The sequence below is a fragment of the [Scytonema hofmanni] UTEX 2349 genome (assembly GCF_000582685.1).
Taxonomy (GTDB): domain Bacteria; phylum Cyanobacteriota; class Cyanobacteriia; order Cyanobacteriales; family Nostocaceae; genus Hassallia; species Hassallia hofmanni.
In genome coordinates, this window is sequence record NZ_ALWD01000003.1 from 17,613 (window position 1) to 31,618 (window position 14,006).

At 43.8% G+C, this 14,006-nt stretch carries 16 protein-coding genes; 7 read left to right on the forward strand and 9 right to left on the reverse strand.

What is annotated here, in order from left to right; translation table 11 throughout:
- Positions 1-345: 345 nt before the first annotated feature.
- Together TOL9009_RS0101065 and TOL9009_RS46740 are read right to left on the reverse strand one after the other, a co-directional pair.
- Entirely contained in the window at positions 346-1,314 is a 969-nt protein-coding gene (locus TOL9009_RS0101065; RefSeq protein ID WP_029630566.1) for a tyrosine-type recombinase/integrase, read from the reverse strand.
- A 216-nt stretch (positions 1,315-1,530) separates the two neighbouring features.
- Positions 1,531-1,677 carry a hypothetical protein gene (locus TOL9009_RS46740; RefSeq protein ID WP_186227444.1) on the reverse strand — a complete coding sequence of 49 codons (147 nt, stop codon included), beginning with the start codon at positions 1,675-1,677 and terminating at the stop codon, positions 1,531-1,533.
- Positions 1,678-1,886: 209 nt separating this feature from the next.
- On the opposite strand from TOL9009_RS46740, the gene TOL9009_RS0101075 reads away from it, so the two are divergent.
- Positions 1,887-2,165: a hypothetical protein gene (locus tag TOL9009_RS0101075; RefSeq protein WP_029630569.1), complete on the forward strand. Its 279-nt coding sequence runs from the start codon at positions 1,887-1,889 to the stop codon at positions 2,163-2,165.
- 44 nt (positions 2,166-2,209) lie between these two features.
- Positions 2,210-2,650 carry a hypothetical protein gene (locus TOL9009_RS0101080; RefSeq protein ID WP_029630571.1) on the forward strand — a complete coding sequence of 147 codons (441 nt, stop codon included), beginning with the start codon at positions 2,210-2,212 and terminating at the stop codon, positions 2,648-2,650.
- Between the two features lie 681 nt (positions 2,651-3,331).
- Here TOL9009_RS0101080 and TOL9009_RS41830 read toward each other — a convergent pair.
- The 5 genes from TOL9009_RS41830 to TOL9009_RS0101105 all read right to left on the reverse strand — a co-directional run bounded on the left by TOL9009_RS41830 (position 3,332) and on the right by TOL9009_RS0101105 (position 7,163).
- Complete coding sequence (locus TOL9009_RS41830; RefSeq protein WP_051502725.1) at positions 3,332-5,296, reverse strand: hypothetical protein; 1,965 nt, start codon at positions 5,294-5,296, stop codon at positions 3,332-3,334.
- 73 nt (positions 5,297-5,369) lie between these two features.
- Positions 5,370-6,059: a hypothetical protein gene (locus tag TOL9009_RS0101090; protein WP_199341497.1), complete on the reverse strand. Its 690-nt coding sequence runs from the start codon at positions 6,057-6,059 to the stop codon at positions 5,370-5,372.
- Positions 6,060-6,080: 21 nt separating this feature from the next.
- Positions 6,081-6,506 carry a hypothetical protein gene (locus TOL9009_RS0101095; protein ID WP_029630575.1) on the reverse strand — a complete coding sequence of 142 codons (426 nt, stop codon included), beginning with the start codon at positions 6,504-6,506 and terminating at the stop codon, positions 6,081-6,083.
- Positions 6,507-6,567: 61 nt separating this feature from the next.
- Positions 6,568-6,840 carry a hypothetical protein gene (locus tag TOL9009_RS0101100; protein WP_029630577.1) on the reverse strand — a complete coding sequence of 91 codons (273 nt, stop codon included), beginning with the start codon at positions 6,838-6,840 and terminating at the stop codon, positions 6,568-6,570.
- A 38-nt stretch (positions 6,841-6,878) separates the two neighbouring features.
- A complete protein-coding gene (locus TOL9009_RS0101105) occupies positions 6,879-7,163 on the reverse strand; it encodes a hypothetical protein (RefSeq protein ID WP_029630579.1) in 285 nt (94 codons plus the stop codon).
- Between TOL9009_RS0101105 and TOL9009_RS46745 the strand changes: the two genes are divergently transcribed.
- Positions 7,162-7,302 carry a hypothetical protein gene (locus tag TOL9009_RS46745; protein WP_186227445.1) on the forward strand — a complete coding sequence of 47 codons (141 nt, stop codon included), beginning with the start codon at positions 7,162-7,164 and terminating at the stop codon, positions 7,300-7,302. The two genes, TOL9009_RS0101105 and TOL9009_RS46745, sit on opposite strands and share 2 nt — an antisense overlap.
- Before the next feature lie 462 nt (positions 7,303-7,764).
- Here the strand turns inward: TOL9009_RS46745 and TOL9009_RS0101110 are convergent, their stop codons facing one another.
- Complete coding sequence (locus tag TOL9009_RS0101110; protein WP_144238101.1) at positions 7,765-8,031, reverse strand: hypothetical protein; 267 nt, start codon at positions 8,029-8,031, stop codon at positions 7,765-7,767.
- Positions 8,028-9,035, reverse strand: coding sequence for a ParM/StbA family protein (locus tag TOL9009_RS0101115; protein WP_029630583.1), 1,008 nt, complete (start codon positions 9,033-9,035; stop codon positions 8,028-8,030). The genes TOL9009_RS0101110 and TOL9009_RS0101115 overlap by 4 nt, the downstream gene beginning before the upstream one ends.
- A gap of 274 nt (positions 9,036-9,309) precedes the next feature.
- Between TOL9009_RS0101115 and TOL9009_RS37350 the strand changes: the two genes are divergently transcribed.
- The 4 genes from TOL9009_RS37350 (at position 9,310) to TOL9009_RS0101135 (ending at position 13,981) form a co-directional block, all read left to right on the forward strand.
- A complete protein-coding gene (locus TOL9009_RS37350) occupies positions 9,310-9,636 on the forward strand; it encodes a ribbon-helix-helix domain-containing protein (protein ID WP_186227446.1) in 327 nt (108 codons plus the stop codon).
- Between the two features lie 397 nt (positions 9,637-10,033).
- Positions 10,034-10,273 (forward strand): hypothetical protein, encoded by a 240-nt coding sequence (locus TOL9009_RS44970; protein ID WP_144238102.1) that lies wholly within the window; start codon positions 10,034-10,036, stop codon positions 10,271-10,273.
- A gap of 266 nt (positions 10,274-10,539) precedes the next feature.
- Entirely contained in the window at positions 10,540-13,668 is a 3,129-nt protein-coding gene (locus TOL9009_RS0101130) for a CHC2 zinc finger domain-containing protein (protein WP_029630585.1), read from the forward strand.
- Positions 13,643-13,981 (forward strand): hypothetical protein, encoded by a 339-nt coding sequence (locus TOL9009_RS0101135; RefSeq protein WP_029630586.1) that lies wholly within the window; start codon positions 13,643-13,645, stop codon positions 13,979-13,981. The genes TOL9009_RS0101130 and TOL9009_RS0101135 overlap by 26 nt, the downstream gene beginning before the upstream one ends.
- The last annotated feature ends 25 nt before the right edge of the window (positions 13,982-14,006 follow it).

The window sequence follows — 14,006 nt, forward strand, 5'->3', positions numbered from 1 at the left end:
AGATTTGAGTTCATCAATAGTATAATTGCGGGTTTTTTTTCGGAACCATTGCGTTAAAATTGGCACATACTGGACGCAAATCTTTTATTGGCTCAAGCTCATACTCTTTCCCAATTTATGATAATGGCTTTAATAGCCTGTGTACCAATTACCACCTTTTGGATCTTCTAGAAGCCCAATAATGCGAAATATATCTCTTCTTGTGTAACTTTTACCACAGGTAAATTCATAGCTCATATTTTGTCACTGTATACTAAAAAATTGATATTTTACTAGACGGCTGTGAGCGAATTACATCCGGCTTCCCAACACCCTTCATTAGTTCAGATTTGAAATAAAAGAACATCAAACCAAATCCGCAAGCACACTACTCACCTTCAACTGATGCTGCTGGCGATTGTCATCGTAAATCATCAGCGTCTCCAACTTGCTGTGCCGACTGAGTTTCTGCACTTCCCGCACACTTTGCCCCGCATCCAACGCAGCTGTAATTGAACTGTGGCGGATACGGTGCGGACTTAGCCGCTTGGTGATACCCGCTTTTAAGGCACGGGTTCTAACCATTTTGGCGATACCAGCATCGGTGAGGGGATGCCCTGGTGTATTGAGGTCGAGTGCTATAAACAAAGCATCCTTAGTTGACGCCAGTCCCCTAAACGCCAACCAATAACAAATCGCGTCCCTAGTTTTAGGTGTCAGGTCGATTGACTCGCGCTGGCTACCCCGTCCCTTACCTAATACCAAAAGTTTGCTATTTTGACGGTCAAAATCCCCCATCGTCAACGACGCAATTTCTCCCCGACGGAGTGCATTATCCCAAAGCAAGCGCAGTAGGGCATAATCCCTAACCCCCTTCGCTGTCGTGCGATCGCAAGTCCAAAGTATCTGCTTAAACTCCCCTGGAGTAACACCGCTGGTATCCCGGTACTTAATCACCGTCTCACCCTTAATATCCTCCAAAGTATAGCTACACACCCCCAACACCCTACCCTTATGCACCAGCGCCCTCAGCGCCGACAGCCGCCGATTAACCGTTGCCTCAGACAACCCCTGCTTTATCATCGTTGCTTTGTACCGCACCACCCATGACAACGCCTGCGCCTGAGGCAATGCCAAAAAACGCACAACCCATTCCGCAGTAGATTCTACCCCAAATATAGTTGCAAAGAAATGTTTAATATCCCGGTCATAAGCTTTCCGCGTAGATTCACTCCGCTTCTCTGACAACAACATCGCCAAAACATCAGGCGCAAGCCACCAAGAAACCACTGGGGGTAAAGTTTCATTGCTTACTTTTACAATACGACCAGCCATAGAAGGTAGGTGACGATAATAGCTCTTTACGTAACCTTATACCTCAAATGGGGGTCACGCATTAAATAAAATTGCGTTTCCTGCCAATTGAGTCGAAAACCACTGGAATTTTTCGCCCCCGAGTGGGATTAAGAGACTGAAAGGAAGCGATCGGTTCTGACCTTGCATCCCTGATATCTGTAAGCACAAAAAAGGCTACGTAATAACCCATAGTGTCTAGTAGCCATCATAAGCTTTGTGGTGAGCATTTTGCCGAGCGATCGCGCGATCGTGCTGTAGCCCCTTTGACGTTGTATTTCGACTGGGAACCCCGTTTGTTTTACGACTGTCAAACATGGTTAGACAAGCTGATTTTTTCCCCATAGGGCAAAAATTGCCTACAATCGCTTTAAAACTGTCTATTGGTGAATCGGTACCCAAAACTAATTTCAAAGGGCTTATAGGCGATTCTAGTCGTAGTGTTTTTTGATGTTTCTCTTGTAAACGTTTGTCTAACACTGTATTACAATGATTCGAGTGGGCAAGAACGCTCAATTCCTGTTGTCTAACACTCGTTATACATAGTCAAACCTATGACAAAACCATTGGCAATTCGCTGTCCGGATGATTTGTACGCTCAGATAGAAGCAATAATGAAGTCCACAGGGCAAGATAAAACAACGGTGGTTGTCACCCTGCTCAAACGGGGGCTGGGGATAGAGTCAGAAGATGCTACCCCCGATCTAGAGGCTCTAGCTAAAGCGTATGACGAATCGTTAGACGCAGTTAGACAAGAGATGACAATAGCGTTAAACAGTGTCAGACAGGAGTTAGACGCGCTGCGGGGAAAGTTAATAGCCTCGGTCAATTAGACGAAAAGAGGCAAGCTGAGTCCTCTGCGGCACTCTATAGCGTTTTGAAATTAGACGGACCAAAGCAACCTGACTTAGAGGCGATCCGATCGCGCGTCTTGTCGCGTTGGCGTGTTGCGAAGGGACCAGAAAAGAAAGAGCGCATAGCCCTGGCTCTGGATGCTTTCATTGCTGAGTTAGCTGCTTCCACACCGGAATTAAAACCCGCATCAAAAACTGCCCCAGATGGAACTGCTGCCCCACTGGTGGATGAGGCAATTAAAAAGCTAGAGTCCAAGCATTACACCAAAGCCGAGTACTACGAGGAACTACGGCAGATTACGGAGCGCTGCGGCTATCGTCTTTTTATAGACAACACCACCCTTGGTAGGGGCAGAGAACTATTTATTGTTAACCCCCCAGGCGACTCGACTGAGCGCGAGATTTCAACTCAAGACATTGGTGAAGTTGTTGATTGGTTACGACAGCAGAATTTATTTGAGTGAGCTTTAAGCGACGCTCCAGGGGTTGCCGAAGCGCTGCTGTACACCCCGGTGTAGCGCCGAAGCTGGCTCACGCTCACGTTTGAACTTCATATAAGAAAAATATGGCTTGCTGTGTTCTTAAATCCACCTTTGCTACCCATTCGACTGTCTCAAATCGAGTGGTTGTCATAAGCAAAAAATAGCAATACAAAAGATTCTATTCGCATAAAACTTGAGATTAGAAGCATAACTGAAGTATTTAGTATCGGGTTTTTCTTGGGCATTGGTCTTATAAAATCTTCTGGATGCTTATGAATCGGATTATTTTACAAATTCAGTCTAATCAAATCTTTTTTAATCAAAGAATTTTTTAAGTAAAAATACTCAATTACGCACCAGTAATAGAAAGCCGGGACTGTTGAAAAGTATGATGATTATGATTTTTAATAGTTGCATAGTTTCCTAATATTAATTGAATATTTGTAAACCTGACTTTTTATTTTGCGTGTCGGTCAGCTAGAGTAGGCAGTGGTCAGGAGCAATTACTACGGGCGTCAGGGCTGACCACACCCCCGAAACGTCCTGACCCGCGCAGCAACGTCATCTGACCGTTGCTGACTGTGCTGACTGACTGGCTGACCGGGCTTGCTGACCTGCTGTTAGGGGCATTTTTTAGGAGGTGGTCAGCGCGGTCAGCAAGGGTCAGGATGGCTTGTTAATTATTCTGAAAAACTCCCCGTCCTTAATTTGCGCCTCACCATCTTTTTGTAGAAAACCAACAATCAAACGCACATCTTCAGCATCACGAGTAACTTTTCGTAATGGCTTTGAGTTGGTACGAGCGTCACCAAATTTTATCCAGCCTTTTTCTTTGAGTGTTCGGAGTATTTCTAGAGCTTTATTGAAATCAAAGCCGGAATTATCCTTATGCTCACTATCTTTAATTGACTCCACCTCTGGGTAATTAGATATTTTGTCAGAGTCCAATTTAAAGCTGTTCTCCAAATTCATTACTGTGTCATAATCCACTACTAGCTTTTCTTCTTTAGTCAGAGGGGTAAACCCAGGTAGGAATTTTCTGTTATCTCGATCAAAGCCTGAATAATTTTCTAACCGTGGCATCGGATACCATTGGTTAGCTCCGCCAAAGTAAATTGCTCTTTTAATTTCAGACTTCTCACACAATTGTTCAATTTGGGTCGAGTTTAATCGTTTATCGCCAGGAATCATTTGAGCTTTTAGAATTCCTTCCGAAGCAGAAACATTACGAGCATCAATTATGAAGATGGGGATAAACATAGTGCGATCGCCGCCGTCCATCCCTAAACCCGAAACATGTGCATTCTGTGATAATCCCCAAAAGATAATTCCTCTAGAATCACCAGAAGTAGAATAACCAGATAACTTCCGTTTTAGCCAAGTTAAAGGACTGGACATTCCCTTTTCAACTTTCACAGCACCAAGAGTTTTTAATGTGAGAGTAAGTTCATCAAACACTAAAAGCTTACGACCATGACCACAATCAAAGCGATCGTATTCGTCTAAGCAGTTAGCCACCCATTCAGCAGCATCATCAGGGGAGGTTGTCATTAAATCTTTTCTGAAAAGTTTGTCAACTCGTCCAGAAAAATAAGCTGTTTCTTTTGGATCATTTTTGGGGTCGATATAGAAAACGGTGGTATTTGGGTGATATTGTTTGACTGCTTCTAGCGCATTTGTTACAAATATTCCTTTACCACTACCGGGAACGCCAACGATTAGAGTTAGCTTTAGACTTTGTGCTAACAGTGCTGGTAGGTCTGGTATTTCAGACTTAAACTCTACAACTTCTGTGTTTTTGTCGTCTACTGGCGAAGCAGGAACATTAATAGCGTTCAGCTTTGTGTTGCTGCCAATTAATTTATTCCCAGATTGAGCCTTCGTATCATAATCCAAAATATTAGACTTGGGTAACTCGACAATATTGGGTTTGGGCAGTTCCACAAACCGAGAGGGTAGCGCCTCCTTAATCGCTGTAACTTCCTGAATTCGAGTCCTGGTGTCAACCTCAACATTTTGTAGGTGGTCAGTTAACTGTTGTTTCCCTGGCAAGGAACGCCCCTCTAGTTTGCGATACCAGTCCAGCAGCCATCGGTAGGCATAAAACCTCTTTCCAGGCTCAATCTGAGTCAAATACTCAACTACAGTTTCAAAAAAGTCGCCGTAGAGGAAACTGTACTCTTGGGCATCGTGTCTAGGTAAAAACTTAATTGTGTGAGCAAAGTGGTCAGTGCGATAATTCTGCCTTGCATCATAATCACCAGCACGAGCGATCGCATCCAAAAAGTTTCCCCTAACAAACGGTAATGGTGCAATTTCCTTGGTACGAGCATGGTGATCAACTACAAACCACAACCAGGCTGCACCCCCAATCATTCCACCAATGAGCATAAATGGATTGACAGCGTAGCAAATAGTACCGACTCCAGCAGCGACTAACCCAAGTACCCGTGCTGCATCCGCCTCATTTTCTGCTATGAGTGCTTGGACTAATAACTGTTCTTTCCTTTCCCCCATCCACTCGGCTATTTTGCCAGCTTCCAAATAACTTAAATTGGGGTATAGATTGCGATCTGGTTCAGTTTCACGGGTGGTAATTTTAGGGATATTATTGTTAGTAAATTCCATATCTAAATCTGAGTCTGTTTTTTCATTTGGGGATGAGCGGCTCCCGGTTTAAAGGGTATCGCCGCTTAATTCTTTAATCGTTAGTCAGTCGCCAGACAGCAAAACCAATCTCACCTGATAACATCGTGCCGATGTTATAGAGGAAGCAGCACAAAATAATGACTGGTGCAGTGTAAGCGAAGGGGTTATGAGCAGCAAAAGTTGTCACTAGGTCAAAGACCCAAATTGCTATTGTGATAAACCCGGTCGATGTGCGATCGCGCAATCCAGCAGTCTTATAATCCTTCCAAAGTTCTGTTACTAAATCAATCTTGCCGCTCGGCTTGCTCTCCAGTTCATACCCTATGTGGTCTTGTAGTTCCCGTCTGGCTGCATCGGGGTTCTTTCCCCTCAATGCATATGCCTCAATTACTTGGATACCTACAGCAATTAAAAAAGCAGCATAAAAGAACGGGTTGAATAGTGCCAAGGGGACATTAGCCCAATGCCAAGACGGCTCAAACCAGGGGAAGATTGGACGTTGTTGGAAGACTGTTTGCCATATCGAGTCAGCGCTTATTGCAGCGCCAATGAGAAATAATGCACCTCCAACAACAGCCCGACCAGTCCCGCCAGTTGTAACGAATTGGGCAACAATTGCAGCTGCTATTCTGATCGGCATTCCCACAACCAAAACTATTATTTTCGCGCAGAAGTCAATAATCTGACCAATAGAGCGCTTTTGTTCTTGTTTTTTCTCGCCTGGTGATGTATTTGAATTCACTATGATTTCTCCTTTTATTGGTTAATTTGGTCTACCATTGCAAGCATCGTGCAGTTTATGCCGCCAGTACCACTGGTTGTCTTCAATGCGTCCTATACAAACCCCTGCCGAGTCATAGACATATACAACTTGGTCAGTCCCCCAGCCTGTAGTATCTGGTCTAGGGTCTTGTTTTGGGTTATCCAAATAGCGTCTGATTCGCAGTTTTTGAGTGTTTGGAGCAATGCCAGTTTTGTACAATTGCTCTGAAGTTTTGGCACGCTCCACAATGCGCGAGCGCTCAAATTGTTCTTGTGTTCGCAAGTTTTCCGCTTGTAGTTCCATCTCTGCTTTCGCCTTCTGTGCCTTTGCGTAAGTAGCAATTTGGGGTATTAGAGGCAGAATTACTGGCATAGCACAAATAGCGCATCCGGTTAGCGCTAGGTAAATTTGTTTCCGAAACACCATCTGTCCTCAAAGAAGAGTGAAAATCTTTTTGTTTGAGGGTGGGTACTGCCCACCCAGAGAATTACTCAGGAATTGGCTGAGTTTTGATTTGACTAACTAACGCTTCCAGGAAACTAAGAACATCCCGCCACGAAACATTTGTATAAACCAATTCAACAAATTGCTCTAGTTCTGAATCATCTACCTGTTTGTAGTAAGGGTCACTGCCTTCTAAGTTCCGGCAAGTTTCACCCATCTTAGTAGCGATTTGAATTAGTAAATAAAACTTTTGGGTTTTGGTCAAACGCTCCAATTGACTGCCGTAAGTTTCCGTCATCCAATCGAAAAATGACATTGTTTTCTCCTTATATTTCTGTTAAGAGTAGTGAAACTTTAGCTATATCTGAGATTAGTTAGGAGGCACTCTATAACGCCCAGAGCATCACTAAAAGACAATTCTTTAACTACTCTGTCGGCTGCCAACTCAGCATCATTAGAGATGTTCTCATCTTGAAATTTGGTAGCTTGCCATAGTTCAGAGGCAATTTGTCCTATCATCCATAACTTTTCGTTAGGTTTAAGATCCTCGCATCCATTGCCCCAAACTGTTTCCATTTTTTCTAGTAATCCACCGTCTCCAAAGGTGTAATTTGTAAACTTACCAATCGGTTGAGCCATGATAAAATCCTTAATGTTGTGTTTCTTCGTAATTAGCGGCGGAGATACACCACTGCGATATGAGGCGATCGCTCTCTCCTCAAAACAAGCTTTGCTGTATTGCTTCTGCGGTCATGGTCGCGTGATGCTGGCGATATAGCCGTGGAACCTCGTAGACTATTAGCAACACTTTACTTGTATTGAGTTGGATGTCTGCTGTCTTCCGTTGCCGTGGCAGTGGGCGAAATAGATACTGCCTGTGCTGAATGCTGTCAGTGTGGTGCATATATCGATAGAGAGTGCCGTCAATGCTGTAAGTTTTGCTCTGAGTAAGTAGCGTTACGCAATTGACCAGTTGCAAATCATTCACCTCTAAAAGCCTCCAAATTGCCTAGATTGAGCGGAGCGCACTTCTTGCCAAACCTTGCGCTGTACTTGGGTTGCACGACAGACGCAAGGGTGAAAGAGCGAGCGCTGCCTACCGCGCTGCGCCAAAAACAAACTGTACTTGTTTTCGCTTGTCCCTTCCTTAGTGCCATTCACCGCGCGAGCCTTGGATAATATAGCGACCGCTTTCGGTTAAATCTACGACGTTAAAAGCGGGTATTCTCCTGATACTTAGTCATACTCCTGTCAGTTCACCGTCAAAATTGGTTTCTTCGATTTCATTAATTTTTGGGGTTAATTCTCCAGGTAAAACTTTTGGTTGAACGGAAGAACATAAGCAGCTTGCTGGTATCACCCAGGTTGTCTCTAGGTGACTTCCATATCTAGAAACAAGCACATTGAAAAGTTCTGTCAAAATGCCAAGTTTTGTAGCTTTTAAGAGTTCTTGTCCCCTCTCTAGTGCTTCATCCCTCACAACAATTCGTGCTTGTGCCATAGTCACAGAATCATTCCCTCTATTGAAATTGTTTGAAAGTTTTCAACGATGCGGAATCGTTTTTTGGTGTCAGTTTCTAACTGTTTCGCTAACGGAGCAGAACCACCGATGATTAGCACTTCGCCAATTTCTTTGAAGTAGTCTGCCCACCTAACACGTACTTCTGCTCGGATCTCATCAAGCCAAGTGTCTCTACATTTCTCAAATACATTAGAGAAATCAACACCAGACTCTGTTATGTAAGTTCCGTGAGCGATCGCGTCCATGATTTGGGTTAAATCCAAACTTTCATTCTGGGTGCGTTGCATTGCTGCATTGATTAAATTGGCTAGTTCGTAAGTACCGCGCTTAATCACATCCTGTTTACGCAAAGGTTGCCCAGATGGGGAATACAATCTACCAACTGCTGTGCCGCCCCCCAAATCCAGGATTCCGTTAATCTTGGAAGTTGGACGCTGGAACTTTCTATGTGTGATTGCATATTTGTAAGCAGGCAGAGTTTCGTCCATCAGTTCCACTTTGCGGATACTGGCAGTCAACCGTTGACCGTTGCGGATAAAGTTGAAAGTCCCCTCTAGTCCTTTGAGAATGCTGGCATTATTTGTATTTCTAGAGTCTGGGAGAGCTACCCGCAGCGTTTCAACTACGAGCATTGATTTATCTACATCTGGCTCCAGAGCGGCAAACATTAGCTTTTTAGCCAGCTTGATTTTGTCGTAAGCGAATGCTGGTTTACCCTTTTGGATTTTGGCTTCCACCCCCAGCACATAACGCGAAGATACTTGAAAATCTTCGGAGAGCAACTCAATCACGGGAGATTCGGTGTCACCTTCTGGCACGTCCTCCCAATCTTCAAATTCCTTTAGCACGCTGGGGATAGTAATAGGTTCAGAGTCTGGGTTTATCCATTGGGTAGTTCTGTTGCCTGCGTTTAGAGCTAAAACTTTGCGTTTGACAAGTTCTGACTTAACGCAGTTTGTTATGACTGGTTGCGTCAAGGTTGTAGTCATACTTACTCCTATTCTCAAATTATCTTGGTTGGTGTATTTACAAGGGTTTTAGGCATTTTATAAGGCTTGACAATGCAACTATGGTCTATCTAAAACTTTGACCCAAAGCGTTTTCTAATGCCGTTACTTGCCTCTACCCGGCTATGGCTGCTAGCATACCTCTAGGTAACGGCAAATGTCAACACCCTAGAATAATTTCCTTGAAAAAGGTATAACTGGCGTTAAATAACGTTAGTTGGAGGCTTTTTTGGGGGTGGTAACGAAAAAACCCAAGGTGAGCATTTACCTGCCACCTGAAATTAAAGAAGAGCTAGATAACTGGGCAGAGGAGGAAAACCGCAGTGTAAGCAATCTGGTGGAGACAATAATTAGAGAAACGATTACCAAGAGACGCAAAAAGCCCAAAACACAATCTCAGGAAACAGAGACAGATGAAATTGACGCAGCAGCGCTTTTACAGCTTTTAGCTTCTGGCAAACGTCCAACCGATGGTGAAGTCCTAGTGGTGGCAAACGAGTCAGGGATTGATGAAGAGGAGCTAATGAAACTACGCGATCGCTTATTTCCCCAAAGGAAAAAGACAGGTAATGGAGCTACTTAAAGTTTTTAATATGGACAGTTACGACTGTTGAAATTAGCGTTTATCTGACAAAATACAAGGGTTTTTATCTTAGTTGCGTCTAAAACTGTATTATAGTTATTGTCATCTTATATGACGATACTAGTAATATTACAATTCGTTAAAATCCACTCTTTAGAAATCATAAAGTAATGCTTATTACTAACAGCGCTCATGCCCCAGGAATGAGCGCTAGAGCCATTTTCTGCCTTAATGTCCAGAAAAAATTAATGCAAGTTAGGCTTATTAAAAATAAGCAAAAAGACATGACAAAAAATTGACAATTGATTATGATGCTAAAGAGAGGTAAACTTTGATATGGCTTAAAGAGGTTGTTTAGACAGAACTAATCTCATAAGCCTTGCTCCACTCCATTGGGGTGAAGCCAAAATCAAAGAAAGGATCTCAAATTACACCAACTGCAACTGAGATACTTTGCACCCCTGCCGCCCACGAAGGCATATCCCAGACTGAACTGCTGGAAAACGTTGTCCGACTGCTGGATGAGCCGGAGGTAGAAAGTAAGCGAGTGTTGCGGAGCGCGAGTGTAAACCTCTCCTCAAATAGGTGGCTACAAAGTCATGGCGATGGCGTAAACACCTTGAGGAGTTTCAATTAAATAAGTTGACTGGAATTGGGGGGACGACAATCCTGACAATTCTCTAGGTCTTACGAAGTTTGGCGACGGAGTAAACCTTGAGAATTTGTTGAAAGATTGTTGATGTCCTTGTCGTCCTGTTTCTATATTAAGGTACGCGAGCGCAAAATCTCAAGTGGGTACACTTGTAGTACTTGCACAAGTAATGCACGATTAAAACAGGTACGACAACGCTATTCCCCCTTATTCCACAAGAGTTTGAGAAAAAACTATTGGGGGAATTAGTTGTGAAAGAAGCACAAAACAATCAAAAAAATTTATCGAACAATCAAAATGTTGTCAGTCACCAAAACAAAATAGTAGTAGAACGACTCAAGACCGATAGAGCGCAAGCTTTGGCACACCTCGAAGCTTTGGGCTACATGTTGGGCGACAACATTTACATGAGGGCATTTTTCCCAAGTGATGATCCACGCTCAGTAGAGGATAAGGGACGGAAAGCCAACAATTTAGATTTTAAACAAGTTGAGCAGTGGCAACGGGAAGGACGCGGAATATATTTCGTTGTCAACGGCTGCGGACATCGAAACTCGGATGTCAAATTTTGCCGCGCCATCTTCATAGAGCATGACAACCTAGACAAAGAACTTCAACGAAACTTATGGCAGCAGTTAGGATTACCAGAGCCAAGCATCCAGGTTGACACCGGGGGTAAATCCATTCACAGCTACTGGGTATTCTCCTTACCCATACCTGTAGAAGATTGGAAGCAATTGCAAACTGATTTACTGGAATTCGCTGATGGCGATCGCGTAATCAAAAATCCATCCAGAGTAATGCGACTGGCTGGCGCGTGGCATATTAAAGCAGATGGCACGGTTAATCAATCTCAAATAATTAGCAATAGTGGAAAGCGCTACGGCTATGAGGAATTAAGAGAGATTGTTCCCTTGACTCTTGTGTTGCCTGTATCTACACCAGATGCAACCAAGGTACAACCAGATGCAACCAAGGTGCAACCAGATGCAACCAAGGTGCAACCAGATGCAACCAAAATCCAACCAGATGCAACCAAAGTCCAACCAGGTACAACTAATTCAAACAAACCAGACTTAAAAGATTTTCTGGAGCGGGAAATTTACCCGCGTCTTGCGGCAGAACAATTTTATGGGGAGTACGCACAATTAACAAAACGGGGCGAAGAATTTCGGGGAGTGTGTCCTATTCATTCGGGGGCAGACAATCCCACCTCATTCTCTGTGAACCCAACTTCATTGCAGTTCCACTGCTACTCTTGTGGGGCAGGCGGGAATCCCGTTCAATTTCTTTGGCTTCTAGGTGGAAGACAAGGCTCACCACGGGGGAAAGATTTCATTGATGTGGTTCAGCAACTGGCTGAAAAAGCTGGTGTGCCAATGCCAAACCCAAATAATAAAAATCCAAACACTCAGCTAGAAGACAATAATGATACCAGCCAAAACATGAGGCGGTCAGCTTGGTCGGCTCCTGTATCCTGGGAGGGTGAGATTGGATATTGGGTTAAAGGCAAGTCAAAAGAAGAGAATGAGGATTTAATGTGGCAACCAAAATGTAATTTCGATTTTGTAATTGAGCGTGAGATACAAGATTCTCGCGGTGGGGGATTTGTCGTGCAAGCTAAATTAGCCTGCTCACCATCTCAGCACCGAATAATTATCCGCTCTGAAGATTGCTACTCTCCAGAAAACTTTGTCAAAGCTATTAAGCGAGGACTTGGCAGAAATGTTACCTGCAATTTATCTAAAAATGAACTGGGTGCATTACTGGCAGTCCGTCAATCTGAATATGAGCAAGCACGCGGTGGTAAAGTTTACAAGGCGATTGACCGCTATGGACAACAGGAAGATGGTACTTGGGTTTTTGAGAATGTTCAGTACACCAAAAATGGCGAAGTAACAGATGAATCTAAAACAGGATGGGTATTTACACCAGAGCTAGGGGAAGAAGATAGTATCCCATGCCCTAAACCAGCACCACCAAATCCAGAAGCCCTCAAGAAATTAATTGATGCTGCGCGTGTAGTTTTTGGTCCTCAGAATATTCATCAATTTCTACTGGTTGTAGGTTGGGTAGTTGCAGGGGTGCAGTTCCAACTAATTTACAACACTGAAGGTGCCTTTCCAGAAATAAATCCTTATGGCGATCCTGGCACTGGAAAAACTTTAGCAGCTGAGGCGGCACTTAGTCTCATCGGAACAAACTGGGCTAGTGACGGGATTATTAGCCGAACATCTCTCTCGGCAATTTACGAACACTTGAAATCTACTGGCTCACTTCCTTTTATTTGGGATGATCCACCTCGTACTGAAGAGGTGGATGAATTTGCTAAAGTCATCTACAACCTAAAACCGCGAATTGTACGCGGCAACCGCCAAGTGCCACACAGCCCTATAGGTTACACCAGCAACCATTTAATAGGTGGAGATCAAGATGCTACTTATACCCGAATAGTACGAATTCCATTTGTACTGGATGGGAACACCGCTGGAGTTCCCGCACTAAAAGCCGCACAAAAAACTGCTTCAGGAGCGCTGCCAGAACTTATTAAATTGGGATATCCCAAAGAAAAAATTGCTCAAGTAGAACTAGAACTACTTCCACTACTGGAGTTGGCACACCACAGAGTAGCTTGGAATTTAGCGATCGTCACCTACTATGCTGATGCAATTGCACAAATGGTAGGTGCAACCGAAAACTGTTTGCAGTGGGTTAAGAACAATTTATGTCCTGTTGAGAATGACTCAGACAATAACGGAAATAGCTTACAGGACTTTATTACTAAGGTACAGGCACTACAAACCGAAGATAAGGTTGGCTCCTGGAACATGAGAGTTAATGATAGCTACGTTGCTCTCTACGCTGAGTCGGTTTGGACCGCAGTAGATAAAACTTTTCACCCTGCAACCTATAACAAGAAAAGCCTTAAGGCGATGGTGGAGAAGGCTGGGGGTAAGGTTGACCAAATTATCACGTTCGACGCCAGTAGAGATGAAGTCCTAGCTTACAACAGAGCGCTAATGACCACAGGCGTAGACACTGACGGCAATCCGATTCAGCCAAATCGTCCACGTACTGTTAGGAAAAAAGCTTGGTTGTTGCCCCTGAACCTATTTAATTTAGGTGCAACCACTTCAACCACTGCAACCGAAGTGCAACCAGAAGCGGTTGCAGTAGAAAATCCTTATGTAGAAAGCAATCTAGACGATTTTGATAGTACTGCAACCACTACAACCAACTTTTTGAATGAAAAGAAAAAAGAAAAAGAAGATGCTCAAGGTGACATTGCAATTGATGAAATACAGTCGTCCGTGGGATCTCAAAAAAGTTCGTCTCGCCAAAAACACGGTTGCAGTGGTTGCAGTACCCCGACCCAATGAGCCGAATTGCCATATAAATCAAGGTTTTGAGACTGCAACCAACAACGGTTGCACAGGAGTTGCACCTAACAAAAATTTGGTTGCACCTGGTTGTACTTCCAGAATTAACCCAGAACAACTCCCTATTCCTACTGTTGATCTTGTGGGAATAGGTACTCAAGTATGGGTATTTCGAGTTCCGTTGGGGGAGTGGCTACCAGGTTTAGTAGAAGAAATTGAGGAACGAAGAAACAAACCCGAACTTTGGGAAGTTCGTTTAACCACCGGGGAATTGTTACCAACTCGAAATCTGGAACAGCTTAGGCTGAGGTAATGCTGAAAGTACTGCGGTCGGGTAG

Bases quoted from the DNA above. Each gene is read 5' to 3' on its own strand.
- TOL9009_RS0101065 (WP_029630566.1), bottom strand. From the start codon at position 1,314: ATGGCTGGTCGTATTGTAAAAGTAAGCAATGAAACTTTACCCCCAGTG.
- TOL9009_RS46740 (WP_186227444.1), bottom strand. From the start codon at position 1,677: ATGGGGAAAAAATCAGCTTGTCTAACCATGTTTGACAGTCGTAAAACA.
- TOL9009_RS0101075 (WP_029630569.1), top strand. From the start codon at position 1,887: ATGACAAAACCATTGGCAATTCGCTGTCCGGATGATTTGTACGCTCAG.
- TOL9009_RS41830 (WP_051502725.1), bottom strand. From the start codon at position 5,296: ATGGAATTTACTAACAATAATATCCCTAAAATTACCACCCGTGAAACT.
- TOL9009_RS0101095 (WP_029630575.1), bottom strand. From the start codon at position 6,506: ATGGTGTTTCGGAAACAAATTTACCTAGCGCTAACCGGATGCGCTATT.
- TOL9009_RS0101100 (WP_029630577.1), bottom strand. From the start codon at position 6,840: ATGTCATTTTTCGATTGGATGACGGAAACTTACGGCAGTCAATTGGAG.
- TOL9009_RS46745 (WP_186227445.1), top strand. From the start codon at position 7,162: ATGATAAAATCCTTAATGTTGTGTTTCTTCGTAATTAGCGGCGGAGAT.
- TOL9009_RS0101105 (WP_029630579.1), bottom strand. From the start codon at position 7,163: ATGGCTCAACCGATTGGTAAGTTTACAAATTACACCTTTGGAGACGGT.
- TOL9009_RS0101115 (WP_029630583.1), bottom strand. From the start codon at position 9,035: ATGACTACAACCTTGACGCAACCAGTCATAACAAACTGCGTTAAGTCA.